The organism is Hassallia byssoidea VB512170, assembly GCF_000817785.2.
GTDB classification, from domain to species: domain Bacteria; phylum Cyanobacteriota; class Cyanobacteriia; order Cyanobacteriales; family Nostocaceae; genus Hassallia; species Hassallia carrinoi.
In genome coordinates this window covers 135,696-161,430 of sequence record NZ_JTCM02000002.1, presented here as the reverse complement: position 1 = coordinate 161,430, position 25,735 = coordinate 135,696, and the positions used below count along the sequence as shown (strand labels likewise).

Genomic DNA, 25,735 nt, shown 5'->3' with positions numbered 1-25,735 from the left:
ACCGAGATAGTCAGAGAAAACATTTGTAAGTTTTTTTGAAGCTTTCATAAAAAGTCTCAATATTCCTCCATAAAGCGTTCGCGAAGCGTGTCCGAAGGACTCTCGCGTTGTCATTTTCAAAGACTTCTGGCAAATCAACCATAGACAGCTTAACTGACATTAAGTTTTTGAACTAGATGCATTATTTAGATGTTTTTGCTTGAGGTAAAAAAAAACCAACTCCTTCGAGGTTGGTTCGGTAGAGCATTTTCCTCTACCCACCTTATTTATAACTGAGCGTCAAGGATTCACACACAAGAGTGATATCAAAGCAGGCACTCGTTAAGTAGAAACACCTGTGAATAAAAAACTAAGGGGCAATTGAATATTCTATGATACTAGCGGCAAATTTATAAAATGGCAGATTTAATTTAAGCTTTTAAATCTAATTACACATCTCACAGCACTTTAAGTTATAACTCTTGACAAGCTAATATCTGGCGAAAGGGTGAAGAATTTTTAAAGGCAAAAAGCCAGCACAAGTTGGCACAAAACGCTACCGTAGAAAATGACAAATAAACGTAAAAGGATAAGGAACTAGGGACTAGGGACTAGGGACTAGGGACTAGGGGACAAGGAGGACAAGGAGGACAAGGAGGACAAGGAGGACGACTTGGGGGAAATATTTTTTCTTTGTTACCCATTACCCATTCCCCATTACCCATTACCCATTACCCATTCCCCATTCCCCATTCCCCATTCCCCATGCCCAATGCCCCATTACCCAATTAATCGATGATGCAACCACCCATTACTGTTGGTACTGTCCTACAAAACCGTTATCGCATAATTCAAATTCTCGGTCAGGGGGGATTTGGCAGAACTTATTTGGCAGAAGACCAAAGGCGATTTAATGAACTTTGTGCGATCAAAGAATTAATTCCCACCGCTACTGGAACTGACGCTTGGGAGAAAGCACAAGAACTATTTGCACGAGAAGCAGCTACTTTATACCAAATTCAACATCCGCAAATACCGCAATTTAGAGAAAGATTTGAACAAGACCAGCGCTTGTTTTTGGTGCAAGATTATGTTGCGGGTAAGACTTATCGTGCTTTGCTCGATGAGCGCAAGGCTGTTAATCAAACTTTCACAGAAGCGGAAGTTTTGCTTCTTATGCGTTCTTTGTTGCCAGTGTTAGAGCATATTCACGGACGCGGGATTATTCACCGGGATATTTCACCGGAAAATATTATTTTGCGAGAAAGCGATCGCCTACCCGTTTTAATTGACTTTGGGGTGGTGAAAGAACTGGCAACTAAATTACAATCTTTAAATGCGTCAACGCCCATCACCACTGTGGGAAAATTAGGCTACGCGCCGAGCGAGCAAATGCAAACAGGAAGGGCTTACCCCAGTAGTGATTTGTATGCGCTTGCAGTCACAGTGCTAGTTTTGCTGACGGGTAAAGAACCGCAAGAATTATTTGATGAAAATCAATTAACTTGGAATTGGCAAAAGTTGGTAAAAGTCGATCCGCGATTTGCTCAAATATTAAATCGGATGTTGAGTCATTCACCAAGCGATCGCTTTCATAGTGTCGCCGATCTCACCCAAGCTTTACAACTTTTGGCGCAACCAAATCAGGCAAATCCGCCTTTGTCCAACATGCAAACAGTCGCTGTCGGTGGTCGTCCAGATCCAATCCCACCTGTCGCACCTAAAAGATTAGATCCGGTAATTCCCGATCCGCCCAGCAATTCTATTTTAGATAATCCCTTGGCGCTGGGTGCAATTGGCAGTGCCGTAATTATCTTAGCAGGAGTCGGTTCTTGGGCAATAGTAAGTTCTATCCGCAGTCAACCAAAAACATTAGCACCAGAAGCCCCACCACAAACTTTTCCTTCGCCAGTTATTACAGGTAGTGCTACACCGACGCCGACATTTACACCTACACCCACACCTACCAATGTTGAGCCTATTGTCACTAAGAAACGCTTAACTTTTGTCACTCCAAATCAACTCAATCTTGATGGAACTATCAAAGCAAATGAAACAGTTGAATACAGCTTTTTTGGCAGAAAAGGTTCCAAATTAATTGCATCGCTTTCCCCAGAAAGTAAGAATGTTTTGCTAACAGTTTTATCTCCAAATCGAGAAGCAATAGATAATTCGGCACAGCAAGTCACATCTTATCAGGGAATATTGCCTGAAAGTGGCAGATATATTATTCAGTTAACAGCACCAGAAGTACCTGAAAGCAATTATGTTCTTAATGCCGGGTTAGAAAATTTAGAAGCGACACCTACAATCACGCCAACATTAGAACCGACATTTACGCCCACACCAGAGTCTACACCGACACCGACAATCACGCCAACACTGGCGCCAACTTTTCCAGCACCACCTGTTAACAATTCGCCTACACTTCCTCCTTTACAGCCGCCGGAGTTTCCGTCTACATCTTCTCCAGAAGAAAATAATAATCCGCCTGTTGAGCAAACTCCTATTCCTAATCGCAATTAATAATATGTGATATTAGAAAAAAAATTGATTAACTAACCGCAGAGAACGCAGAGAAGAGGACACTTCTGTGCGGGGGTGGAGGAGTGAAGAACGTGTCCGTCGCAGAGGAGGAGGAAGGGGAGAGTTTTGGGAATGATTTAGGATTACCATATAGCATTTCAGTTGAATAAAGTAAATAGGGTAAATTCAGTGCTAAGAATTAATAATTGTCAATGAATACATTACTAATTACGGGAACGGATACGGAGGCTGGTAAAACTGTTTTCACAACAGCGTTAGCAGCTTATTGGCAAATATATTATCCGCAGCGACGTTTGGGAATTATGAAACCGATTCAATCGGGTGAAGGCGATCGCGAACTTTATCAAAAGTTGTTTTCTTTAGATCAATCTGCGTCAGAAATTACACCTTTGTATTTTAAAGCACCTCTGGCACCACCGATTGCCGCTGCACGCGAAAATCGAGAAGTGGATTTAGGACTGGTGTGGCAAACTTTGGAAAAAGTGCGATCGCGTCATGATATTATTTTAATAGAAGCTTTGGGCGGATTAGGTTCACCTATCACTTCGGAGTTGACGGTAGCAGATTTAGCAGGTGAATGGCGTTTGCCGACGGTATTGATAGTACCTGTGAAATTGGGAGCGATCGCCCAAGCTGTAGCGAATGTAGCATTGGCTAGACAATCTCGCGTGCATCTAGTTGGTATTGTTCTTAACTGCGTCGAACCGCGAACTGAAGCGCAAATCGCCGACTGGACACCACCACAATTGATTCAATCATTGACTAACACGCCTGTTTTAGGTTGCGTGCCTTACTTAGAAAATACATCTGATTTAGAGAAAATGGCACAAGTAATATCAAATTTAGATTTGGAAACTTTAACTATCTGCTCGTAACGCATCCTACAATCCTTTTATGTCTAATTTGATTAGGTTACTTGTCAGTCCGATACTCTTAGATAGATGGTTTAATCAATGGTATCCCACACTTGGAGCAGAATTTGAAATTAGACGGATTATTGTTACCACAATTGGTACATACAAGATGATTTTGAACTGGAGTTGGAGGCTGAGAAGCGCTATTACCAACATTAGTTAAATCAGGTTTAGTTGGTGCGTTATTCCTGTCAATAGACTGAGGAATTGGTGCGATCGTTGATTGAACAGATACTGACGCCATCTGAGCAAAATGTTCGAGCAGCATTCGATGAACAAAAATGTAACCACCCCCAACTTTTTGTAAAAAGATGCGTTCAGTGCCATAGTCAAGGAAGTGGGCATAGTTGCTGGGGATATAACCTTTAGTGTAAAGAATAAAGCGTAAGGTAAAGTGTTGGATGCAGGCTTTACCACCCCCAAAAATTAGTCCAAAAATTAGCCCAAAGTCCAGCCCCAACAATACCCAATTTGGTTTACCGCTTAATTGTCCGATTAATAAGCCGATTAATCCACCAATTAATCCAACAATCAGGGCATTCCTGCCTGAGTTTGAAATGCCCTGATTGGGACTTGTTTTTCTCTGTATTTCTAAACCTCTTAGCCCACCAAGCAGCCCCAAAATCAGTTCAGCAATTAGCCAATAAATCACCCCCAATAGTAAATTACCTTTATTAAGCAGCCCCACAATCAACCCCAGAGGCAGTGTAACAACTAGTCCATTGATCAGAAGCTTCCTTGCTTCTTGCCAAGACCACAATTTCAGGGTTTCAACTGTTTTGATTTCTGTCATCTGCAATAATAAACTCAGCCCACCAATAGGTACACCAATTAGCAAACTAAGTTCAAAAGACTTACTTTGATCTAGCAATCCGATTAACGCACCAATCAGTCCCCCAAGTAGCCCCCCAATCAGAAAACTTCCAATCCTATAAAGTATTTTTTGAGTCTTAGTCTGGAAGCAAGTAGGCTGCAATCCTTCAATTAAAAACATCGTCTGAGAAGTTTGAGACAAACGCTTTGCTAGCCAAATTAGCCAGCGCGTTGCTTGTTCTTTCGGGTATTTCTGTTTAGCTTCCTTGCGGCTAAACATCGTTTCAATATAAGTATTAAACAGATGCCGGCGGTGTTCTTCTATCGAGTTTGTTTGGGGTAAGTCTTCAACTAATTTGCCCTCATATGCGAGGGTCATGACGCTGAGAGTCAGGGGAGATTTGGCTAACTCTTGCAGTGCAGTATCTTTTTCAAGTAGTGTTCTCAAGGCTTCTAATTGATTGCCAGCACTGTTTAGATATTGCTTAATCTGCTCATCGGTTAATGATTGGACGCAGATAGCACCTTGTAGTTGCAGACGAGTAGAGAGAGCATTATAATCTTGGATGCGGCTACACACGACAATCTCGGTTTGTCCATGCTTTTGCATGAATTCATTCAAGGCTTGAACACAGTCTTCCCGATACTCAGATTTCACCTCATCCAGACCATCCAGCGTCAGTAGCAGTTGTTGCTTTTTAATCCAAGCTTTAGCTAAGGATTTGGAAACTTTATATTGCCTATTTAATTCTTGAACAACCCAATCAGCAATATTTTGCCGCTTACTTGCCCAAGAGGATAAATTAAATACGACTGGAATCGGTCGGCTTAAGTCCTGTTCAGTACGAGTTATCAAATGCTTTGTCAGTGTCAGGAGAGTTGTGGTTTTACCCGCTCCCGGTTCTCCTAATATCAAAAGAGTTCGTCCCTCTCCCATCTGATTGAAGACATCTGTTACCCCAACTCCCGTGGGTAATGCTTGTCCAGATTTATCAGGTAACTCGTCAATACCAAGATGTTCTACTGCGTCTAATCGCTCTTCCAGACCCAATGAAATCATCACTCTGGTATGCAATGACTTTTCTAAGACACCTTCAATCCAATAGTTTTTAACTTTATTGAGCAAAACCTTACGTTGTTTATACTCCTCTTGAGTAGCGGGTTTTGCTACATCAGATGTCCGACGACCTAATAAATCAGATATCTGAAAAAGACTTTTATTTACATAAATGACGCTTCCCTGAATGAAGTCACCTTGGATATAATCACCCTGAATTGACTCATTATAATTGCCGCTTCCTATATTAATACTGCGGTTATCAGGCTCTTGATTTGTTGTCATAATATAACCTGCGTGAAGTTATTAAATAATAAGAAAAGCAGACGAGTAAATTTTATATCACAAATCTCTTAAGGCTTAATTCCCCTTAGTTTTCTGCCAATCTTCCAAAGCAGCAATGACAAAGCTAGCTGCTGGATGATTGAGCAATTGCCCAAAAGCCTGCACACCACCTGCTTTCGATGCACTAAGTATCCTCTCTACGAAAGAGGGATTATTTTCAATACTTTTAATAGTTTCGGCAGCTATTTGCATTTTACCCAAGGTGGTATCAGCAGGGTAAGACTTGTCTAGTTGTTCAAGTATTTTTTGAATTTCAGCCGCAACTTCAGTAATGCTTTGCTTTTCACTATTAGCATAATAATTACCTTGTACATAATTGCCTTCAATGCGCTCGTTGTAGTTACCGGTTCCTATGTTGATACTGCGTTTATCAGTCATATTATATTTTTCTTTTTTATTGGGAAAAATTCTTTTATTATTAGAAGGTATAATGCCTATATTTTTGTTAATTTTGATGGTGGTAATTAAAGACTGCGGAATGCCATTTAGGTCAATATTATTAGAGCCTAGTTGAAAAGCATCCTCATAGTTTCTCCCAGCACCAATCACATCATAAAACCCTTGGGCAAATTTAATTGCTGCATCATCTCGTATAGAACGCTCCATGCCAATAACGCAATAAATATGCTTATGAATTTCTTCTGCCTGGACTTCTGAATAGCAGGCATTGAGTAGCACACATTCAATTGTGTTTTGAAAATTCTTAAATAAGTCTGTTAGTGATTTTGTACTTACTAATTGCATTTCCCCAGAGTTATTCTCTAAAGCTATACCTCCTGAAGGTGAATTTAAACGGTAAGCTTCGCGGTGTTGTTGTAATTGTCCGGAGTTATTTTTGACAACTATGTTATTATTTGCTGTTGCATGTCCGGAGAAATGCAGAATCTGTGGTTCGCAATCTAACAAAGCACGACGCAAATCATCAATCCGAACAGCCCCCTCAGTAATAACTTCAAAATTATCTCGATATTTGGAACGTTTCAACGCTGTTTTTATTTCCCGAATTTCCTCATCTAAACGTAGCCAATCTGTGTTTCTCGGATTAGCTGATAAAATTAGAATTTTTTTCATACTTTTGGATGAAGACAGGATCTACAATAAAATGTATTGATTCTATATCTATGTTGAGTTTTTTTGAACCTCAAGCTGTTCAAATCAGTTTGAGTCACACAAATGAGCTTGTACTTAATATAGTACACAGGTTTAACTTGAAGCATTTACCTGTTTATGGATGCAAGCGAAGTTGAAATATACGTAGAGTGCGTTAGTAACGCACCCTACAAATACTAATTTACAAAATATTAACGGTGTCAAAAAGATTAAACTAGGAAAATAACATCAGTTAGCCGTGTTAAATTAACCTGTTTAAACAATGATTTCCACGTTCCCCAACGCTCAGAGTGTAAATTTATCTCGCGTCCGCCTGGATATTAGATCGCTACAACCTCAACTGGTAGAATGGCGACGCCGGCTGCATCAACAACCAGAGTTAGGTTTTCAAGAAAAACTCACTGCTGAGTTTGTTTCACAGAAGTTGCAGGAATGGGGAATTGAGCATGAAACGGGTATTGCTCAAACTGGAATTGTGGCAACAATAAAAGGTGGTAAAATTGATAGTGGGAAAGTCTTGGCAATTCGGGCAGATATGGACGCTTTGCCAATTCAAGAACTGAACGAAGTGCCATATAAATCGCAACATGATGGTGTAATGCACGCTTGCGGTCATGATGGACATACAGCGATCGCTTTAGGTACTGCTTACTATCTGCAATCAAATCGCCAAAACTTCGCCGGCACTGTCAAAATTATCTTTCAACCAGCGGAAGAAGGACCCGGAGGTGCAAAGCCGATGATTGAAGCTGGGGTACTAAAAAACCCTGATGTGGATGCAATTATCGGTTTGCATTTGTGGAATAATTTGCCTTTGGGAACTGTCGGTGTCCGCGCTGGGGCATTAATGGCAGCGGTAGAATGCTTTAAATGCACGATTTTGGGCAAAGGTGGACACGGGGCAATGCCTCATCAAACGATTGATTCTGTGGTGGTTGCTGCTCAAATTGTCAACGCTTTACAAACTATTGTCTCACGCAACGTCGATCCAATAGATTCGGCGGTGGTGACGGTGGGAGAACTTCACGCAGGAACCAAGCTGAATATTATTCCCGATACAGCTAGGATGAGTGGGACGATACGTTATTTTAAACCTGATTTAAAAGGCTTTTTCAAAAAGCGAATTGAGCAAATTATCGCTGGCGTTTGTCAAAGTCATGGTGCGAGTTATGACTTAGAATACTGGGAACTATACCCACCAACTATCAACGATGCAGGGATGGCAGAATTTGTGCGATCGCAAGCCGAACAAGTGATAGAAACTCCTCTCGGAGTTGTCCCAGAATGTCAAACAATGGGCGGCGAAGATATGTCATACTTCTTACAAGCCGTTCCCGGTTGTTATTTCTTCCTCGGTTCTGCAAACCCCAGCAAAGATTTAGCATATCCGCATCATCATCCCCGCTTTGATTTTGACGAAACCGCTTTACCAATGGGTGTAGAAATCTTCGTCCGCTGCGTTGAAAAATTCTTATCGTAATAAGCGCTTTAGCGCTTTTCCTTAAGCGCTGAAGCGCTTACTACGGTCGCAAACTTAGGTAAATTTTCCTGGCGCCACTTCGCATCTACTTTCCGATTTGTTCGCAATTCCAAAACCCGAATTCCCTTACTTGGTAGCGGGTTTAAGTTTTGTTGCAACTTCTCCCAAGAAGTAATCAATTCATGCTCTACTCCATAAGTGGCGCACAATTGAGCAAAATCAATATCTTGCGGAGTGGCAAAAAATTCTTCAAATGGGGGGTCAAATTGAGCGATGGGTAACATTTCAAAAATCCCACCGCCATTATTATTAATTAACACGATGGTAAGATGTCCAACAAACTTATTTCTAATTAAAAAGCCATTGGTATCGTGCAATAAAGATAAATCTCCAGTTAACATGACACTGCTTTGATGACGATGAGCGATTCCTAAAGCAGTGGATAATGTACCATCTATACCATTCGCACCTCGATTAAAATGCGATCGCACTCCTAAATTATTCGGCTTCCAGAAAAATTCTACATCACGCACCGGCATACTGTTGGCGATAAATAACGGCGTTCCCGGTGCTACGGTTTGTGAAAGCAACCAAGCGGCTTTACTTTCAACTAACTCATTCATTGTCGCCATAGTTTGGTCAACATTTGACCTAACTTGCGCTTCCGCATCACACCAAAGTTGAAGATAGGGAGGGGGAGATGAGGGAGACAAGGGAGACAAGGGAGAGGGGGGAGACAAGGGAGACAAGGGAGAGGGGGGAGACAAGGGAGACAAGGGAGATGGGGAAGTGGCAATAATTCCCCCTTGTCCTCCTTGTCCTCCTTGTCCTCCTTGTCCCCCTTGTCCTCCTTGTCCCCCTTGTCCCCCATCTCCCTTCACTAGCTGTTCAATCGATACTCGTAGGTGGATTGTCTTTCCGTGGAGGGGGTCAAGGTTTTGGTCGCTAGGGTCAATTATCCAGCGTTTGGATTGTGTAGTATTTAACCAGGTACGCAGTTGTTTACTGGTGGGAAGTTCCCCGATTTGAATTACTATTTCTGGTGTTAACTGCTGGGAAAGATGCTGTAAACGCAGAATTAGGTCATAGGTAGATATCAAATAGGGGTTAAGGTCAGCATAATTTCTTACAGGTGAGAGTCCCTCTGCAAGAACCGGGAATTTTAAGGTTTGGGAAAGTTGCGCGATCGCACTACAATATTCTTTTGGCTGCTGCACGCTCGCAACGCCGGCAATTATTATCCCTCGTTGAGATTGTAACCATTCTTGGGGAATGGGGATTGGGGAGTAGAAAGTGGGGGAAAAAGTTGTTATTGCAGAAAAGAATTCTTCTGGGTCAATTTCTACTTGTATATTTGCATCGGGAATTGGTGCGAGGGGGTCGCGAAAGGGTACATTTAGATGTACCGGACCTGGGACAGGATAGAGCGACTTTTCCCATCCATGAATTACCGTTTGTCGCAGATAGCAGCGCATTTGCATATCTGGTGAGGGTAAGGCTAACTCTGTTTGCCAGTTTGGGTAATTTCCATATAGCTTTAATTGGTCTATAGTTTGTCCGGAGTGGCAATCTCGCAATTCTTGCGGTCTATCAGCAGTTAATATCAATAAAGGGACGCGACTTTCTCTAGCTTCAATGACTGCTGGGTAAAAGTTTGCTCCTGCGGTTCCCGAACTGCAAATCAATACTACAGGACGTTTGGTTGCTTTGGCTACTCCTAAAGCGAAAAAGCCGGCGGAACGTTCATCGAGAATGGAAATCGCTTCAATATTATATGAAGCTTTGGCAAAGGCAAGTGCTAAAGGTGTGGAACGCGAACCCGGACAAATTACCGCACAAGTCAATCCTAAGCGCAAAAGCGTTTCCGCCAAGATAAAAGCCCAAAGTTGATTAGTATTGTTAAAGGCGATCGGCATTAATTCAAATAATAGGGAATGGGGAATGGGGAATGGGGAATGGGTAATGGGGAATGGGTAATGGGGTAATGGGGAATGGGTAATCGGGAATTGTTAGTTGTTAGTTGTTAGTTGTTAGTTTTAATACTCCCTACTCCCTACTCCCTACTCCCTACTCCCCAGTCCCTAGTCCCCAGTCCCTGACAAAGACAATATTAATTTTAGATTTTGTATGCGAGAATTCACTTTAAAATCCAGAATGCAAAATTCATTTTTAGACTGAAATTTCATGGACTCGATTCATTTAACGGGAATTCGCTGCTATGGCTATACTGGCTATCTGGCTGAGGAACAGGTGTTAGGACAATGGTTTGAGGTGGATGTGAAGTTATGGCTAGATATCTCCACAGCGGCTAAAACTGACGCGATTGAAGACACTGTGGATTATCGCAGCGTCATCGCCAAAGTGCAACATTTAGTAAAGACATCTAAGTTTGCTTTGATAGAACGTTTAGTAGCGACGATCGCTGATTCTATTCTCATTGAATGCGATCGCGTTTCAACTGTGCAAGTCACTTTAAGCAAACCCGCTGCACCCATTCCCGACTTTGGTGGCAAAATTACCATTGAACTGACTAGAAGTAAGTCCAACCCATTTTAAGGCGATCGGGCGATCGGGCATTGGGCATGGGGCATGGGGCATTGGGCATGGGGCATGGGGGAGGCAGTGCGGTCTTGGGGATCACCTGCGTGGAGCATCTGCCGTCATGGGGCATGGGGCATTGGTAAAATTTCTCTCCCCCTGCCCAAGAACAGCCCCCTTGTCCACGCCAGACGCCTCAACGGAGGATGCCTCCGCACAGCGCTGGCTCCCCTTGTCCCCCTTTCCCCCTTCCCCTTTCTTTGTGGTTTTATTAACTTTTAAATTATTTTTTCTCTGCATACGTAAATACCGCATAACATTAGTTTTTTTTAAATCAAATAGTTACTTAGATATCAAAAACTGCCTTTAACTTTTATAAGACTTACGCACTCATGTCGTCTTACCAATTGAATTTATGTAGAAGCAATTCATGAAGAGTTTCCTACAAGACTAAAGTGGTGCGTAAGTTTTATTTTAGTAATTTGATGGCAATTTACATCATGCATAAACAACTTGATATTAACTGCATGTCAAGATCCAATTAATACCAAATACTGAGAATCCGCATTGTAACAAAAATAGTGGTAATAATTATTCAGCATTTTTATTGAGCTATGACGCAGTTAGTTTACAGATTGATTATTATAGGATTATTCTGTTTCAGATTGCGTTGACACCGACAACATCTGAGCCTTCGCAAATCGGTTATTTTAGCATGGACAGTCCGAAAATCCTAGTTGTTGAGGACGAAAAAGTCCTAGCCGTAGATATTAGAAACAGATTACAAAACTTAGGATACACTGTTCCGGATATCACTGATTCTGGTGAGGAAGCAATAAAAAAGGTAGCAGAAACTCATCCACATTTAGTGTTAATTGATATCTGCTTGTCAGGAAAAATCAATGGAGTGCAAGTGGCAGACATCATTCAGAATAATTTCGACGTACCTGTGTTATATTTGACTAAATATTCACCAGAGCCTATATTACATAAACAGCAATTAACTGAACCCTTTAGTTACATTCTTAAACCAATTGCAGAAAGAGACTTACATGTTGCGGTAGAAATGGCTCTTTATAAGCACGAGATTGAAAAGAAATTAGAGGAAAAACATCAGCAATTGACTGCAATTATTAATAGTATGGGCTGTGCCGTAGTTGTGACAGATACAAATGGTTGTGTCCAAATTATGAATCCTGTAGCAGAAAAGCTAACGGGATTCAAGCAAAATGAAGCAATTGGTAAAGATTTAACCGAAGTTTTCAATTTGATTGACAAGGAGATGAACGAACCAATTGAAAATTTAGCAAAACTTGCAATAAAAGCGGATGCGGTTTTGAGTTTACCGGAAAACTGTACCCTGATTGCGAAAGATGGCAGACAAATAGCGATTGGAGATAGTGTTGCACCCATCCGCGATGATGATGGGAAAATAACTGGTGCGGTTTTAGTTTGTCAAGACATCAGTAAACGCAAGCACAAAGAAGCGCAACTGCTCCGCAATGCATTTTATGATGGGCTAACAGCACTACCAAATCGCATTTTATTTATAGATAGACTGAGACAAGCAATTGAGCGAAGCAAGCGACGCAACGATTACGATTTTGCGGTTTTGTTTTTGGATTTAGACGGCTTTAAAGCAATCAACGATCGCTTTGGGCATCAAATGGGAGATAATTCCTTAGTAGCGATCGCTCGACGATTAGCTGAATGCTTGCGTAGTGGCGATACCGTCGCTCGATTTGGCGGTGATGAATTTGCTATTATTTTAGAAGAAATTAAAGACGTTAGCGGTGCTATCAATATTGCCAAACGCATTCATGAGTCTTTAGCATTGCCACTTAACCTTAATGGACATGACATAATTTGTACAGCCAGTATTGGCATAGCTTTGAGTGGCAGCAAGCATAATGAACCAGAAAGTCTGCTACGAGATGCTGATATTGCCATGTACCGCGCCAAGCACCAAGGTAAGGCTCGTTATAGTATATTTGATGAAGCTATGACTCGTTAGTTGATGGTTGATGGTTGATAGTTGATAGTTGATAGTTGATAGTTGATAGTTATTGACTCCTAAGTTTTAACTCCTAACTTTTAACTACTGACTAATCCGTAAAAATTCTTGCAAAGCCGCTTGTATTTTTGGTTGCTGAATGTAAGCATCTGCCGCTTCAATCAAATTAGTGATATTCTCTAAACTGACATCATCAATGTCATCGCTTAACCGTTTGCCTGTTAATTTATCAAGTTTGAATTGCAACCGCACGCAGACGATTATTCATTATTTGATTGCTGATGTATTCGTAAACATCTGATGAAGCATCTAATAATAAATTAACGAGCGGCTGTGCCCATTGAATTGTACCCCAATTTTGCGCCTTTTCAAATGGAATAATCCGACGAAGAATCGCCTGTGCCGATGGAAAGTATGCTAATATGTTCTATTGCATAGCCTAACCTCAACTAAAGGTTGATTAATTTGCTTTTCAATTGCAGCTAGTATTCTTGCTGCAATCAATCCGCGAATTCCTCCACCATCTAAACTTCAAATCCGAAAATGCATATTGAGTGCAAATTATATACAACTATCTTTCATAAATTTACATGAATTTTCACAATTGCAAGACCCAGATCCCCGACTTGTCGCTCGAAGTTGGGGATCTTGTTATTATGTTAAAAACAAACTAAAAATTTTGGTGATGGAAAAAACCGAAAAACAGAAAATGCTCGCAGGTGAGTTATATTTAGCGACAGATCCAGAATTAAAGAGCGAAAATAAACGCGCATGTCGTCTGTTAAGACAGTACAACTCAACCACAGAAGAACAGCCAGAACAGCGAAGCCAAATTTTGCAAGAATTGTTTGGTAAAGTAAAAGAAAAAATTCAAATTGTGCCGCCTTTTCACTGCGATTATGGCAGTAATATTTATGTAGGCAACAATTTTTATATGAACTATGGCTGTGTAATTTTAGACTGTAATACAGTTCACATTGGCGATAATGTTTTATGCGCTCCTAACGTGCAAATTTACACAGCTTACCACCCTACAGAACCGGAAATTCGTCTTTCTGGTAGAGAACTTGCTGCCCCGATTAAAATCGGCAATAATGTCTGGATTGGTGGTGGTGCAATTATTTGTCCGGGAGTAACAATAGGTGATAACACTACCATTGGTGCTGGTAGTGTGGTTGTAAAAGACATACCAGAAAATGTCGTAGCTGCGGGTAATCCCTGCCGTATTATTCGGCATCTTTAAAAATGGGGAGACAAGGAGACAGGGAGACAAGGAGACAAGGAGACAAGGAGAAATTTTAGAATCCAATGCGAGCGTGCCCATTGCCCATTGCCCAATTTAAAATTTGTATCCTCTGGCTAGCCAATAGTGCCAATCAGCGATCGCTTCTGTGGTTTCGCTATCAGCATCAATCGCTTCTATTTCCGATAGCTTGGCAGTAAACACATCTTCATCTTTACCACCAACGTAAACCACTTCTAACAACATATCACGCTCGCACTCGTCTTCTGGTGCCATTCCCAGCACTTCCACTGTTTTTTCTTCCACGGTGGCTGATTTGCGTGTCTTCTTTTTCCACTTCGCATTAAATGGAACGTTTAAAGTATCGTCAAGATAATAGTACCAACCCATCGCTCGTTCTTCTTTGTCTTCGGCATCGGCAATTATCTCAGTTTCAATGCGATCCTCGCGGCTTTGGTCTTTTTCAACGCTCGGCATAGAACACCCGATCAAAATGGTTGGACTATAGAATATGGTACTAGAGAGCGATCGCTTGTCAATTCCCTATCTGCTGTCTCACCCAACCACGGAATGAGCGAATCATCGCAATTTCCCCAATATTCAGACTTTCTTGTATAAATCGAGGAATTTCTGTAGTTAAAGGCAAATTTGCAAAAGTCGGGGAAACATCACATTCAACATAAACATTCTCGCGCAGTTGGTAAATCTGGATCACAGGTTAGTTATAACGCCAAATTTCCGGTACACCCAAAGCTAAATAAATTGGCATTCTATCAACAGAAGAACTGGTGTAGTCTACCTCGATTACTAAATCAGGTGGTGGATCTTGTGTCAAGTCAAGATTTTGCTTTTGTCTCATTACAAGTTCATTTTGAATGTAAAAACTAGAATCTGGTTCCACACCCCGCAATAAATCTTGACGCTTACAAGTTACTGAACCAGTACTTTTGAGGTTGAGGTTGAGTTCTTCGGCTAAAGCAAAAACCAAGTGTTCGAGTAGTCTATTGTTATGCTCATGCGGCATTAAAGGTGTCATAATTTCCAATATTCCTTGGTCATAAGCCAGCCGAGTAGCACGATTATCTCCCATTTCTGTGAGGATGCTTTCAAAGGTGTGCCAACTGATGTTTTGCAGTATGACTCGTTGGGAACTGCTTGCTGCTGTCGTCACCATAAGATTTCACCTCAGTTTTCTACTAAGGTATCAAGGAATTGGCTATAATCAGCCAATTTTTCAGCTAATACAACTTATGGTAGATGTGAACAAACCGTTTTGCAGTTTATTTTGCCAATATACTAAGGGTTAAAGACTAATTATTGTGGCTAGCTTAAAAGCATTTTCCGTAGTTTCTGTAGGTGTAGCATTGATTGTTTGGGGTACAGAGAAAACGGCGACTGCGGCGACATTTAATGATGCACCTTTATTTGATGATGTGGCTAGTTACACTACAACAATCTCTGGGAATAATAACTTAGCTGATATTTACTTTCCTAATCCAAAAGATTTGAAAACTGGTAAATACTCGTTTCCTATCGCGCTTTTGTTGCAAGGTGGACTTGTAGATAAATCAAATTACTCAAATTACGCCAGTATAGTAGCTAAGTACGGATTTATTGTAGTTGTACCTAATAACAAACGTTTGCTTCGACAATTTGGTAGAGCACTTGCACCGCAAACCTCACAAGTCAACGCTGTTTTAACACAAATGCTCGTAGAAAACTCTAATCCTACTTCACCTGTGAGGGGCATTGTCAATACGCAGAAACTCGGCTTACTCGGTCACTCTTTAGGAGGTGCTGTCGGTCTTTCTGCTATTACCAATCTTTGCGTTCCGACTGGATGTGAAGGCTCGTTTAGCCGACCCAAGGAACTGGTAGCCGGAGCATTTTTTGGTGCAAATCTTCGCGACGAAAATGATAAGTTTATCCCCATTAAAAATTCCGCAATTCCCATTGCTTTGTTGCAGGGAACTGATGATGGTAGAGCGCTTCCTTTTAGAGCGCAAGCAACTTATGATAATATAAAAGACGCTCCTAAGGCGTTAATTAGCATTATCGGTGCAAATCACTTTGGCATTACAAATACCAATAATCCTTTAGGTGCAGTACCAGACCCTAATGCCCCTAAAATCGAGCAAAATGTAGCAGTAGAAACTATAGCCCGCTGGAGTGGATTGTTTTTGCGTGCAAGTGTTCTTAATGATAAAGGTGCTTTTGATTATATTTATTCTACAGGTGATGTCGCAAAAGTGACAGTAATTAGTCAAACTAAACCTATTCCCGAATCATCTTCGACATTAAGTTTGCTGGTGTTAGGTGCGTGGAGTATCCTGTTGGGAATGAAGAAAAAGACAATGAGAGAATCGCAATAAAGACGCAAAGTTTAATTTACGCGATGTCTACTTTAAGGGGCTACGCCTACGCACCCCGAACAACTTATACTACTTATAGTATGACTTTGAGTAGGATATGGCTAAAATCTCTATTTCGCTGCCAGATGAATTACTAACTTACATCGACCAAAAAGTTGAAAACCGCAGTGCGCTGATTGAATCTCTCTTGCAGCAATGGCAGCAGCAACAAGAAGATGAAGCATTAGCGGTAGCTTGTGCCTTGGTAGACGAACTCGAATTAGGTTGGGGTAGCGAATGGCAGAACGCAGCGATTACGGACTGGGAAGCATCTGGATTGTAACTTTTGACCCATCTGTAGGCACTGAAATTCGTAAAATACGTCCAGCATTAGTGATTTCTGGCACTGTCTTTAATGCCCAACGTAGTAAAGTTACAGTTTTACCCTTCACTTCAGCACGACCTAATGACCCTCGGATACAAGCAGCAGTGGTGGTAGTACCCTCATCACTGCAAAATGGTTTATCTGTTGATAGCTTGTTGGTGTGCGTCGAACCGATGACCTTTGACAAAGTACGCTTAATTCAAAGATTGGGCGAACTAGAACCAGAACTATTACAGCAAGCTCAAAACATCCTCCGTCGATACTTAAGCTTAAACACGGGATAATAAAACTGTGCGCTACTCCCCAAAATTATGACAATCATCGTCTTCGGCAGCATCAACATAGACTTGGTAGCAACAGTACCCCGCTTGCCAATTGCCGGCGAAACGCTGTTAGGAAACGATTTTTTTCTTTCCCCTGGGGGTAAAGGTGCAAATCAAGCCGTAGCATCAGCGAGATTGGGTATTTCTACACAAATGGTAGGACGTGTTGGTGCAGATAATTTTGGCGCAGAACTTGTGAAAAATTTGCAAATTTCTGGCGTACAAACTAATAATATATTCATAGATAAAACTGTCAGTTCTGGTGTTGCAGTTATCAGCGTTGATGTAAAAGGTGAAAATCAAATCATTGTCATTCCCGGTGCAAATAAGCGCGTAAATCACGAAGATATAGAACGATTATCGCACTTATTACCAACAGCTAAAGCGCTACTTTTACAATTTGAAATTCCCATGTCTGCTGTTGTTGCTGCTGCAAAAGCAGCCAGAAATGCACAAGTAAAAGTAATTCTCGACCCCGCACCCGCACAAAATGATGTACCAGATGAACTTTACCGCTTGGTAGATATTATTACACCAAATGAAGTTGAGGCGGGGCAATTAGTCGGTTTTCCGGTGGATGGGGAAGAGTCGGCAGCAAAGGCAGCGGCGGTGTTATTGCAAAAAGGCGTGAAAAATGCGATCGTCAAATTAGGCGCTAAAGGTGTTTTTTGTGCAACTCCTGAAGAAAGATTTTTTATACCTGCGTTTGCAGTGCAAGCTGTTGACACCGTTGCTGCTGGTGATGCTTTTAACGGTGGTTTAGCAGCAGCGCTTTCTCAAGGACATTCTTTGCGCGACTGCGTTATTTGGGGTGCAGCAGCGGGTGCTTTAGCGGCAACGAAATTAGGTGCCCAACCTTCGCTACCGGATAGAGTTACGTTTGATGCGTTTTTGGGGGAGTGGGGAGTGGGGAGTGGGGGAGTGGGGGACAAGGGGACAAGGGGGACAAGGGGAGCCAGCGCCGTGCGGAGGTTCCCTCCGTTGAGGCGCCTGGCGTGGACAAGGGGGACAAGGGGGAGTGGGGGAGATAACAACTAACAACTAACTCCTAACTCCTAACTCCTAACTCCTAACTCCTAACTCCTAACTCCTAACTACTTCCCAATGTCTTCATTCCACAATTCGGGGTTGGTTTCGATAAATTCGCTCATCATCTGTTCGCATTCATCCAGATTCAAATCAATAACTTCGACACCGTGGGATACCATAAATTCTTTCGCACCAGGAAAGGTTTTGGATTCGCCGACGATGACTTTTTTGATACCAAATTGTACCACTGCCCCAGCACACAAATAGCACGGCATTAAGGTTGAATAGAGTGTTGTGCCTCTGTAGCTGCCAATTCTGCCGGCGTTGCGGAGACAATCAATTTCGGCATGGGTGACAGGATCGCTGTCTTGTACGCGCTTGTTGTGTCCTCTGCCGACGATTTTACCTTCTTTCACAAGAATGGAACCGATGGGAATTCCACCTTCTTGTCTACCTTGTTTTGCTTCGTCTACGGCAGCTTGCATAAATTCATCCATTTGTTAATTCTCCTACTTATGTCTAAACAACTCGTTTTAATGGATCACGATGGTGGTGTTGATGATTATCTAGCAACTATGCTGCTGATGACGATGGATCATATCCAACTTTTGGGTGTCGTCGTCACTCCCGCTGATTGCTATGCTGAACCTGCTGTCAGCGCTACACGCAAAATTCTCGATTTGATGGAATCTTCTCATATCCCGGTAGCTCTCAGCACTGTGCGCGGTATCAATCCTTTCCCCCGTCTCTACCGTCGCGATTCGTTTATTGTCGATCATCTGCCGATTCTCAATCAAAACGAAACTATTAGCACACCTCTGCTTGCACAACCAGGTCAAGATTTCATGATACAAGTGTTGCGTGATGCACCATTACCAGTAACGTTGATGGTAACGGGTCCCTTAACGACGGTCGCAGTAGCGTTAGATAAAGCACCAGAAATTGAAGCGAAAATTAAAAAAATTGTCTGGATGGGTGGTGCATTAAATGTTGGTGGTAATGTAGAGAAAAGTTTGGAAGCAGGACAAGACGGTTCAGCTGAATGGAATGTTTATTGGGACCCCATTTCCGCAGCGCGAGTCTGGGAAACTCAAATTGAAATTATCATGTGTCCTTTGGATTTAACTAACAATGTACCTGTTACATCTGAGGTTGTTTACAAAATGGGACGACAACGCCATTATCCCATTTCTGATTTGGCAGGACAATGTTATGCGTTAGTTATTCCCCAAGATTATTATTTTTGGGATGTGTTAGCAACAGCTTATCTCGCTCATCCAGAGTTTTATCAATTGCGGGAGTGGGAAACAGAAATTATCACAACAGGTTTAAGTCAAGGACGTACTAAAGTAGTATCTGGAGGTCGGAAAATTTCGGCTATGGATAAAGTTGATAAAGAGGCTTTTTACAATTACATTTTACAACAATGGGCAAGGTAGAAGAGTTAGGAGGAGCCCGGGAGCAAAGTTGTAGAGACGTTCCGGCGGAACGTCTGTACTAAAGTTAGGAGTTAGAAAATTAAAAGATTTTGTAGGGTGCGTTACACTACGTTAACGCACCTTCCTTAGTTTAGTATTTTTTCAACGCAGAGGGTCGCGAAGGTAAGCGCAGCGAAAAGTGTGGTCTTGGGGGTTTCCCCCATGAACAACTTTTCAAGACAGAGTAACGCAGAGTCTTTGTTTTAATTTTCGCGCTCATTTTTGTTGAAATAATTCAAACCCAATAAAAGGGCTGCAACAGTACCGGAAACTGAAATTTTCCCTAGGGTAATTTTCTCTATTACTGATTCTACAGGAATCAAGACAACTTCTATTTCTTCTGTAATATCTAAATTTTGCTCTCCGATTTTTCTCACATTCTCAGCTATAAATAAATGTATTTTATTCGTATCTTTAACCGGATTATCATATAAAGTCGCTAATTTGATAACTTTTTCGGCAGTATAGCCTGTTTCTTCTTTAAGTTCTCTGATTGCCGCTGTTTCTGCACTTTCATATGTTGCATCAAAACCTCCAGCAGGTAGTTCTAATAATATTTCACCTACCCCATGTCTGTATTGCCGCACAAAAACAATTTCTTGATTGCTGGTGATAGGTAAAATTAAGGCAATTTCTGGTCTAACAATTACAAAAAAATCATCTATAATTTTGCCGTTGGGTAATTCTATCTCATCTTGCCTCACTTTGCACCAAAAATTATCTAAGACCATTTTGGATTGCAATATTTTCCATTTTTTTAATTTGTGCATAAAGGGGATTAGGGACTGGGGATTAGGGACTGGGGACTAGGGAAAAATTTAACCAAATTAACGGGCGTTGCATTCTTCTTAGTTTTTAAGAAAATAAAATATATAGTAGTGGTAGGGTGCGCTCTTCCTAACGGCATAACACACCCTACCACTACTAGTTTTTAATAAAAGAAAATATATATGGCAATTTAGTAAAGAATTGTAAAAAAGTATAACTAAGACGTTAGAGAATTTAAAGTTGGGGACTGGGGACAAACAGATCCGTGTGAATAAACTTTTCCCTAATCCAAGCGTCCCTAATCCCTAATCCCTAATATTAAGCATAATCATGCAAATTGAGGTAAAAACATTCACTGTTAATAAGCGCTTTCCCTTGACAATTAGCCGGGGAACTACGGCACAGACGACGAATGTCTGGGTAAAAATTTCTCAAGATAATATCGAGGGTTGGGGGGAAGCGTCACCGTTTAGTGTCGGTACTAATCCGCAATCAACGGAGATAATTAAAGGCGCTTTGCTGCAAGTTGCACCGATGTTGCAAGCATACAATCCATTGCAGCGATCGCCTATTGACCAAGTATTAACCAAACTCGGTATTCCTTCCGCAGCTAAAGCAGCATTGGATGTGGCAATGCACGATTGGCTGGGCAAATATGTAAAATTACCACTGTGGCAACTCTGGGGACTTGACAAAAACGCCATTGTACCCACTTCGGTGACAATTGGCATTAATACACCCGAAGGAGCAAGAGCGAGGGCGCGAGACTGGTTACAATTTACAGATGTCCGTATTCTCAAAGTAAAGTTAGGTAATCCCGATGGCATTGCCGCAGATCAAAAAATGCTGTTAGCAGTCCGTGAAGAAGCACCAAATTTAGAATTTTACGTTGATGCAAATGGGGGTTGGAGTTTGTCAGATGCTGTTGAAATGTGCATCTTCCTGGCTGATTTGGGTGTAAAGTATGTGGAACAACCACTTCCACGAGGGCAAGAAAAAAGTTTACCAGAATTGAAGCAGCATTCTCCTTTGCCCATCTTTGTTGATGAAAGTTGCTTTACTAGCGCTGATATTCCTCATCTGGCAGACTGCGTAGATGGTGTTAATATCAAGCTAATGAAATCAGGTGGTTTAAGCGAAGCGATGCGGATGGTACATACAGCGCGTGCTTTTGGATTGCAAGTGATGTTTGGCTGTTATTCTGACAGTACGCTAGCGAATACAGCAGCAGCACAGCTTGCACCGTTAGCTGATTATTTAGACTTAGACAGTCATCTTAACTTAATCGATGACCCCTTCACGGGTGCGATCGCTCTTGACGGAAAAATTTTACCGAACGATTTACCAGGTTTGGGGGTACAATACAGTGCGTTTACCGCTTGATCGACGGATAGCGATTCTGCTACATGAACAAGTCAAAGGAACTCATGGCAAAACAGGGCTATCACTTTTACGCTACAGTGAAGCTCCAATTGTCGCCGTTATCGATCGCACTTGTGCAGGGCAATCTTTACCGGAATTAACGCGCATTAAGCGAGATGTCCCAATTGTCGCATCAGTTGCCGCTGCATTACAATATCAACCGCAAGTTTTGGTAATTGGTATTGCCCCTAAAGGCGGTATATTACCAGATGATTATTGGCATGATATCAAAGATGCGTTAATGTCCGGCATGTCATTGGTAAACGGTTTGCACACACCTTTAGCAGACATGCCAGATTTAAAAGCACTGTTGAAACCAGGACAATTAATTTGGGATGTGCGAAAAGAACCACCAAATCTTAGTGTTGCGACTGCCTTGGCACGCACTCTTCCTTGCCGCCGAGTGTTGACTGTGGGAACTGATATGGCAGTCGGGAAAATGTCCACAAGCATACAATTACATTGGGCATCACGTTTGCGAAATTGGCGTTCTAAGTTTCTCCCAACCGGGCAAACGGGTTTGATGTTAGAAGGTGATGGTGTGCCATTAGATGCCGTGCGGGTAGACTTTGCCGCCGGTGCTGTGGAACAGATGGTGATGCGCTTCGGCAAAAATTACGACATTTTGCACATTGAAGGACAAGGTTCGCTATTACACCCAGGTTCTACAGCAACATTGCCCTTGATACGCGGTTCGCAACCAACGCAAATGATACTGGTACATCGTGCCGGACAAACTCATGTGATGGATAATGTACCAATTCCGCCTTTATCAGAGGTGATTAAGCTGTATGAAATGGTTGCTGGTGCAGGTGGTGCTTTTGCATCTGTGCCTGTTGTGGGTGTAGCACTAAATACAGGTCATTTAGATGAGTCAGCGGCAAAAGAAGCGATCGCTCAAGTACAATCAGAAACTAACCTACCTTGCACAGATCCAATTCGCTTTGATGCAGGTTTGTTATTAAATGCGATCGTGCGTGGGTAATCATCTGCTGAAGAAATTTAGCAAAAAATAGATAAAACTCTATACATGAAAAAAACCGTTTGTGTGGCAGGTTGTGGAGTTATCAAAATGGCTATTTAGCAAGCCTATAAATTGATAGGAGATATTTTATTCAATATCTCAGATTCTTGTGCAGCATTCCAGAGGTCATATTTTTGTTGGAGATTTAACCAAAGTTCTGGAGTCGTTTGAAAAGCCTTTGCTAAACGAAGCGCCATAACGGGAGAAACACTAGCTTGTTCGTTAACAATTTCGGAAACGGTTTTACGTGAAACACCTAAAATCTCAGCAAGTTGAGTATTAGTCATTTCTAAAGGTTCTAGATATTGCCTCTTAATCAAAGCACCTGGGTGTCTTGGTTTTCTTTTATTTATCATAATTTTTACTAAGAGTGATAATCTTCGTAATTAACAACGTAAGCATCACCGTTTTCAAATTCAAAAGTTACACGCCAATTACCAGATACTGCGATTGACCATTCGCTTTTTCGATTACCTTTTAGCTGGTGAAGTTTAGAACCTGGGTATCTCATATCCTCAACTTCAATAGCAGCGTCAAGTCTATCAAGAATATCTAGTAATTTTTCTGCATGTTTAGGCTGAACACCACTTCTATCATCATCCTCAAAAAGGTTTCTCAATCCTTTATGCTGAAATGTCTTAATCAATTTTTATCGTAACCCCAAGGGTTACACTTGTCAACTGTAGATATATTATCTAGTTAGTAGCTATTTTTTTTCTTTTATTCTAAAACTGCATAAGTTGATGGTGCTTACACCTATTCTAAATAAAGAAGGAAAGCGAATTCATACTTAACTTCTGTTGGTGCAAATCAAGCAAGGGTTTACGCATAAAATCAAAGCAAGTAAATGCGTAATATCATGTCCGCGTAGTTAGTTATGATTCCCATAGTCAAGAAGCACCCCACCCCCAGCCCCTCCCCGCAAGCGGGGAGGGGAGACAAAGCGTAGCTTTGGCGGGGTGGGGTTCTTTGAGTTTAGTAAGTAATCAAACGGACATGATATAAGTCCTATATCAGTCTGACGTATTAAACCAAGTGTATTGATTTGGGTACAGAATCTATAAGTGAGGGTAGGATGCCAGAAGAAGACCGCAGTGCCAAAGTTGGAGGAAGCGCTGACCGCAGTGCGATTATTACAGGAGATAGCAATACTGCTACTATCACCATCACCAACTACTATTATCGTGATACAACGGTAGTACCTATTGAATCTACTGATGTAAGTAGTGAAAATCTTGTCTGTCCCTATCGCGGTTTGTTTCACTTTGGTCCTGATGATGCGGAGTTTTTCTTTGGACGTGAGGTTTTTGTAGAAGAACTATTCGCTGCCACTCAAAACCGTAATTTTATACCCGTTTTAGGTGCGTCGGGAAGTGGGAAATCTTCGGTGGTGTTGGCGGGATTGGTGCCGAAGCTGCAACAATCAAGTCACTGGAAGTTTACCCATTTTCGTCCTGGTTCCGACCCTTTTCATGCCCTAGCTTTGGCGCTGGTTCCGCTTTACACACAAAATCTGGATGCTACTGATAAGATCATCCAAGCTCGTAAGTTATCACAATCCCTTGGCGATGCTGAAATCTCTCTAGCTGATGTATTTGCCCAGATTCACCAAAATCACCCCACGGATCGGGTGTTGCTGATTGCCGATCAATTTGAAGAAATTTACACTTTATGCGCGGATCATAAAATTCGCCATAGTTTTCTAGATAGTTTATTAGTCAGCTTTCAATCCTCTGCTTATCAGTCGCAATACAATCATGTGCTAGTTGCAACCATGCGGGCAGATTTCTTGGGGAATGCTCTGTCATATCCCGCTTTTGGAGATGTATTAAAAACTGATATCAAGCTCAGGTCGATGAATCATGATGAACTTTCACAAGTGATTGCAAAGCCTGCTGAAAAGTTGGGGGTAACATTTGAAGGGGGACTGGTGGAACGCATATTAGATGATGTGGAAGATGAACCGGGGAATTTACCTCTTTTGGAGTTTGCGTTGACGGAATTGTGGAAGCAGCGAAAGGGTAAACAGTTAACTCATGCAGCTTATCAGCACATAGGTAAGGTACAAGGTGCGTTGGCTCGTCATGCAGATCGCAATTATGGTAAGTTGAGTGCAGCCCAGAAAGAACAGGTACGGCGGATTTTCATCCAATTAGTGCATCCGGGTGAAGGCACACAAGATACGCGACGAGTAGCGACGAAAGCCGAATTGGGTGAAGAACGCTGGAAATTGGTGAAACAGTTAGCGGATGATCGATTAGTAGTCACCAGTCAAAATGCTGCTAACCAAGAAACTGTGGAAGTTGTTCATGAAGCGTTGATTCGTAATTGGGAAGAACTGGGAAAATGGATGAAAGCAGACCGTAGCTTTCGCGCTTGGCAAGAAACGCTGCGGTTCGCAATGCTTCAATGGCAAAAAATGCAACGGGATGAGGGGGCATTGTTGCGGGGTGCAGTGTTAACGGAAGCGGAAGAAAAGCTGAAACAACGCCGAGAAGAACTGAGCAAAGGGGAGCAAGAATTTATTCAAGCTAGTGTAGCACTGCGTCAAGGTAGTAAGCAGCGAATTTACTTGAGTTTGGGGGGGATTGGGAGTATCCTTTTACTGGCGCTGGGGATTTGGGGTTGGTTGAATTATACAACTTCCGGGCAATTGACTCAAATTCGCTGGCAATTAACTAATATAAGTCAGCAGATAACGAGTCCTGAGTATCAATCACAAGCGGCTGTCGCCTTTGCTAAGGATGAAAATTACGATCAAGCCTTGAAACTTGCCAACCAGATTCAGGATTCCCGTTACAAAGCAAGAGCCTTAAGTGCCATTGCCCAAGCCATTGGCAAGCTCAAGCAACCCGAAAAAGCCGCTCCCTTGCTCGAAAACGTAATCGCCTCTGCCAACCAGATTCAGGATTCCT

General features: G+C 41.9%; 24 protein-coding genes and 1 pseudogene. 15 read left to right on the top strand and 10 right to left on the bottom strand.

The features are described 5' to 3' along the window. Positions 1–652 precede the first annotated feature (652 nt). The 3 genes from PI95_RS36610 (at position 653) to bioD (ending at position 3,401) form a co-directional block, all read left to right on the top strand. On the top strand, positions 653–778 hold the full coding sequence (locus PI95_RS36610) for a hypothetical protein (protein ID WP_268896630.1): 126 nt from the start codon (positions 653–655) through the stop codon (positions 776–778). Continuing rightward, positions 778–2,505 (top strand): serine/threonine-protein kinase, encoded by a 1,728-nt coding sequence (locus tag PI95_RS01870; protein WP_039749042.1) that lies wholly within the window; start codon positions 778–780, stop codon positions 2,503–2,505. The genes PI95_RS36610 and PI95_RS01870 overlap by 1 nt, the downstream gene beginning before the upstream one ends. Positions 2,506–2,717: 212 nt before the next feature. After that, positions 2,718–3,401, top strand: a complete 684-nt coding sequence (gene bioD / locus PI95_RS01865) for a dethiobiotin synthase (protein ID WP_039748584.1) — start codon at positions 2,718–2,720, stop codon at positions 3,399–3,401. A gap of 58 nt (positions 3,402–3,459) precedes the next feature. Here bioD and PI95_RS01860 read toward each other — a convergent pair whose 3' ends face one another. Both PI95_RS01860 and PI95_RS01855 read right to left on the bottom strand, forming a co-directional pair. Then, positions 3,460–5,595: an NACHT domain-containing protein gene (locus tag PI95_RS01860; protein WP_052325279.1), complete on the bottom strand. Its 2,136-nt coding sequence runs from the start codon at positions 5,593–5,595 to the stop codon at positions 3,460–3,462. A 75-nt stretch (positions 5,596–5,670) separates the two neighbouring features. Continuing rightward, complete coding sequence (locus PI95_RS01855) at positions 5,671–6,726, bottom strand: CHAT domain-containing protein (protein ID WP_063842394.1); 1,056 nt, start codon at positions 6,724–6,726, stop codon at positions 5,671–5,673. A 301-nt stretch (positions 6,727–7,027) separates the two neighbouring features. Here PI95_RS01855 and PI95_RS01850 point away from each other — a divergent pair, with 301 nt between their 5' ends. Further along, positions 7,028–8,245 (top strand): M20 family metallopeptidase, encoded by a 1,218-nt coding sequence (locus PI95_RS01850; protein ID WP_039748586.1) that lies wholly within the window; start codon positions 7,028–7,030, stop codon positions 8,243–8,245. Positions 8,246–8,253: 8 nt separating this feature from the next. Here PI95_RS01850 and menD read toward each other — a convergent pair whose 3' ends face one another. Further along, positions 8,254–10,161 (bottom strand): 2-succinyl-5-enolpyruvyl-6-hydroxy-3-cyclohexene-1-carboxylic-acid synthase, encoded by a 1,908-nt coding sequence (gene menD / locus PI95_RS01845; RefSeq protein WP_039748588.1) that lies wholly within the window; start codon positions 10,159–10,161, stop codon positions 8,254–8,256. A gap of 268 nt (positions 10,162–10,429) precedes the next feature. Here menD and folB point away from each other — a divergent pair, with 268 nt between their 5' ends. Further along, positions 10,430–10,801, top strand: coding sequence for a dihydroneopterin aldolase (folB, locus tag PI95_RS01840; protein ID WP_039748591.1), 372 nt, complete (start codon positions 10,430–10,432; stop codon positions 10,799–10,801). A 697-nt stretch (positions 10,802–11,498) separates the two neighbouring features. Next, entirely contained in the window at positions 11,499–12,797 is a 1,299-nt protein-coding gene (locus tag PI95_RS01835) for a GGDEF domain-containing response regulator (protein WP_052325296.1), read from the top strand. An 84-nt stretch (positions 12,798–12,881) separates the two neighbouring features. Here the strand turns inward: PI95_RS01835 and PI95_RS01830 are convergent, their stop codons facing one another. After that, positions 12,882–13,049, bottom strand: coding sequence for a hypothetical protein (locus tag PI95_RS01830; protein WP_163518509.1), 168 nt, complete (start codon positions 13,047–13,049; stop codon positions 12,882–12,884). Positions 13,050–13,482: 433 nt separating this feature from the next. Here PI95_RS01830 and PI95_RS01825 point away from each other — a divergent pair, with 433 nt between their 5' ends. Next, positions 13,483–14,040 carry a sugar O-acetyltransferase gene (locus PI95_RS01825; RefSeq protein ID WP_039748593.1) on the top strand — a complete coding sequence of 186 codons (558 nt, stop codon included), beginning with the start codon at positions 13,483–13,485 and terminating at the stop codon, positions 14,038–14,040. Between the two features lie 96 nt (positions 14,041–14,136). Here PI95_RS01825 and PI95_RS01820 read toward each other — a convergent pair whose 3' ends face one another. Together PI95_RS01820 and PI95_RS01815 are read right to left on the bottom strand one after the other, a co-directional pair. Beyond that, complete coding sequence (locus tag PI95_RS01820; RefSeq protein ID WP_039748594.1) at positions 14,137–14,517, bottom strand: calcium-binding protein CcbP; 381 nt, start codon at positions 14,515–14,517, stop codon at positions 14,137–14,139. A gap of 58 nt (positions 14,518–14,575) precedes the next feature. Continuing rightward, positions 14,576–15,214, bottom strand: a pseudogene (locus tag PI95_RS01815) (Uma2 family endonuclease). Positions 15,215–15,359: 145 nt separating this feature from the next. Here PI95_RS01815 and PI95_RS01810 point away from each other — a divergent pair. The 4 genes from PI95_RS01810 to rbsK all read left to right on the top strand — a co-directional run bounded on the left by PI95_RS01810 (position 15,360) and on the right by rbsK (position 18,137). After that, positions 15,360–16,412 (top strand): alpha/beta hydrolase, encoded by a 1,053-nt coding sequence (locus tag PI95_RS01810; protein WP_039748595.1) that lies wholly within the window; start codon positions 15,360–15,362, stop codon positions 16,410–16,412. A 97-nt stretch (positions 16,413–16,509) separates the two neighbouring features. Continuing rightward, positions 16,510–16,734 carry a DUF8778 family protein gene (locus PI95_RS01805; RefSeq protein WP_039748596.1) on the top strand — a complete coding sequence of 75 codons (225 nt, stop codon included), beginning with the start codon at positions 16,510–16,512 and terminating at the stop codon, positions 16,732–16,734. Further along, positions 16,689–17,060, top strand: coding sequence for a type II toxin-antitoxin system PemK/MazF family toxin (locus tag PI95_RS01800; RefSeq protein ID WP_236116888.1), 372 nt, complete (start codon positions 16,689–16,691; stop codon positions 17,058–17,060). The genes PI95_RS01805 and PI95_RS01800 overlap by 46 nt, the downstream gene beginning before the upstream one ends. Positions 17,061–17,087: 27 nt before the next feature. Further along, on the top strand, positions 17,088–18,137 hold the full coding sequence (gene rbsK / locus PI95_RS01795) for a ribokinase (RefSeq protein WP_163518507.1): 1,050 nt from the start codon (positions 17,088–17,090) through the stop codon (positions 18,135–18,137). Between the two features lie 56 nt (positions 18,138–18,193). Here rbsK and PI95_RS01790 read toward each other — a convergent pair whose 3' ends face one another. Next, on the bottom strand, positions 18,194–18,625 hold the full coding sequence (locus PI95_RS01790) for a nucleoside deaminase (RefSeq protein WP_039748597.1): 432 nt from the start codon (positions 18,623–18,625) through the stop codon (positions 18,194–18,196). Between the two features lie 18 nt (positions 18,626–18,643). Here PI95_RS01790 and PI95_RS01785 point away from each other — a divergent pair, with 18 nt between their 5' ends. Continuing rightward, positions 18,644–19,567, top strand: a complete 924-nt coding sequence (locus tag PI95_RS01785) for a nucleoside hydrolase (RefSeq protein ID WP_039748598.1) — start codon at positions 18,644–18,646, stop codon at positions 19,565–19,567. A 242-nt stretch (positions 19,568–19,809) separates the two neighbouring features. Here the strand turns inward: PI95_RS01785 and PI95_RS01780 are convergent, their stop codons facing one another. Next, positions 19,810–20,376 (bottom strand): NUDIX hydrolase, encoded by a 567-nt coding sequence (locus PI95_RS01780; RefSeq protein WP_039748599.1) that lies wholly within the window; start codon positions 20,374–20,376, stop codon positions 19,810–19,812. Positions 20,377–20,704: 328 nt separating this feature from the next. Here PI95_RS01780 and PI95_RS01775 point away from each other — a divergent pair, with 328 nt between their 5' ends. Then, positions 20,705–21,757 carry a dipeptide epimerase gene (locus tag PI95_RS01775; RefSeq protein ID WP_039748600.1) on the top strand — a complete coding sequence of 351 codons (1,053 nt, stop codon included), beginning with the start codon at positions 20,705–20,707 and terminating at the stop codon, positions 21,755–21,757. Next, a complete protein-coding gene (locus tag PI95_RS01770) occupies positions 21,741–22,781 on the top strand; it encodes a DUF1611 domain-containing protein (RefSeq protein ID WP_039748601.1) in 1,041 nt (346 codons plus the stop codon). The genes PI95_RS01775 and PI95_RS01770 overlap by 17 nt, the downstream gene beginning before the upstream one ends. Before the next feature lie 104 nt (positions 22,782–22,885). Here the strand turns inward: PI95_RS01770 and PI95_RS01765 are convergent, their stop codons facing one another. Beyond that, complete coding sequence (locus PI95_RS01765) at positions 22,886–23,176, bottom strand: HigA family addiction module antitoxin (protein ID WP_039748602.1); 291 nt, start codon at positions 23,174–23,176, stop codon at positions 22,886–22,888. Between the two features lie 8 nt (positions 23,177–23,184). Then, complete coding sequence (locus tag PI95_RS01760; RefSeq protein WP_039748603.1) at positions 23,185–23,466, bottom strand: type II toxin-antitoxin system RelE/ParE family toxin; 282 nt, start codon at positions 23,464–23,466, stop codon at positions 23,185–23,187. A gap of 429 nt (positions 23,467–23,895) precedes the next feature. On the opposite strand from PI95_RS01760, the gene PI95_RS01755 reads away from it, so the two are divergent. After that, positions 23,896–25,735, top strand: a 1,840-nt coding sequence (locus PI95_RS01755; protein ID WP_163518520.1) for an nSTAND1 domain-containing NTPase, incomplete at its 3' end; no start/stop codon positions are given.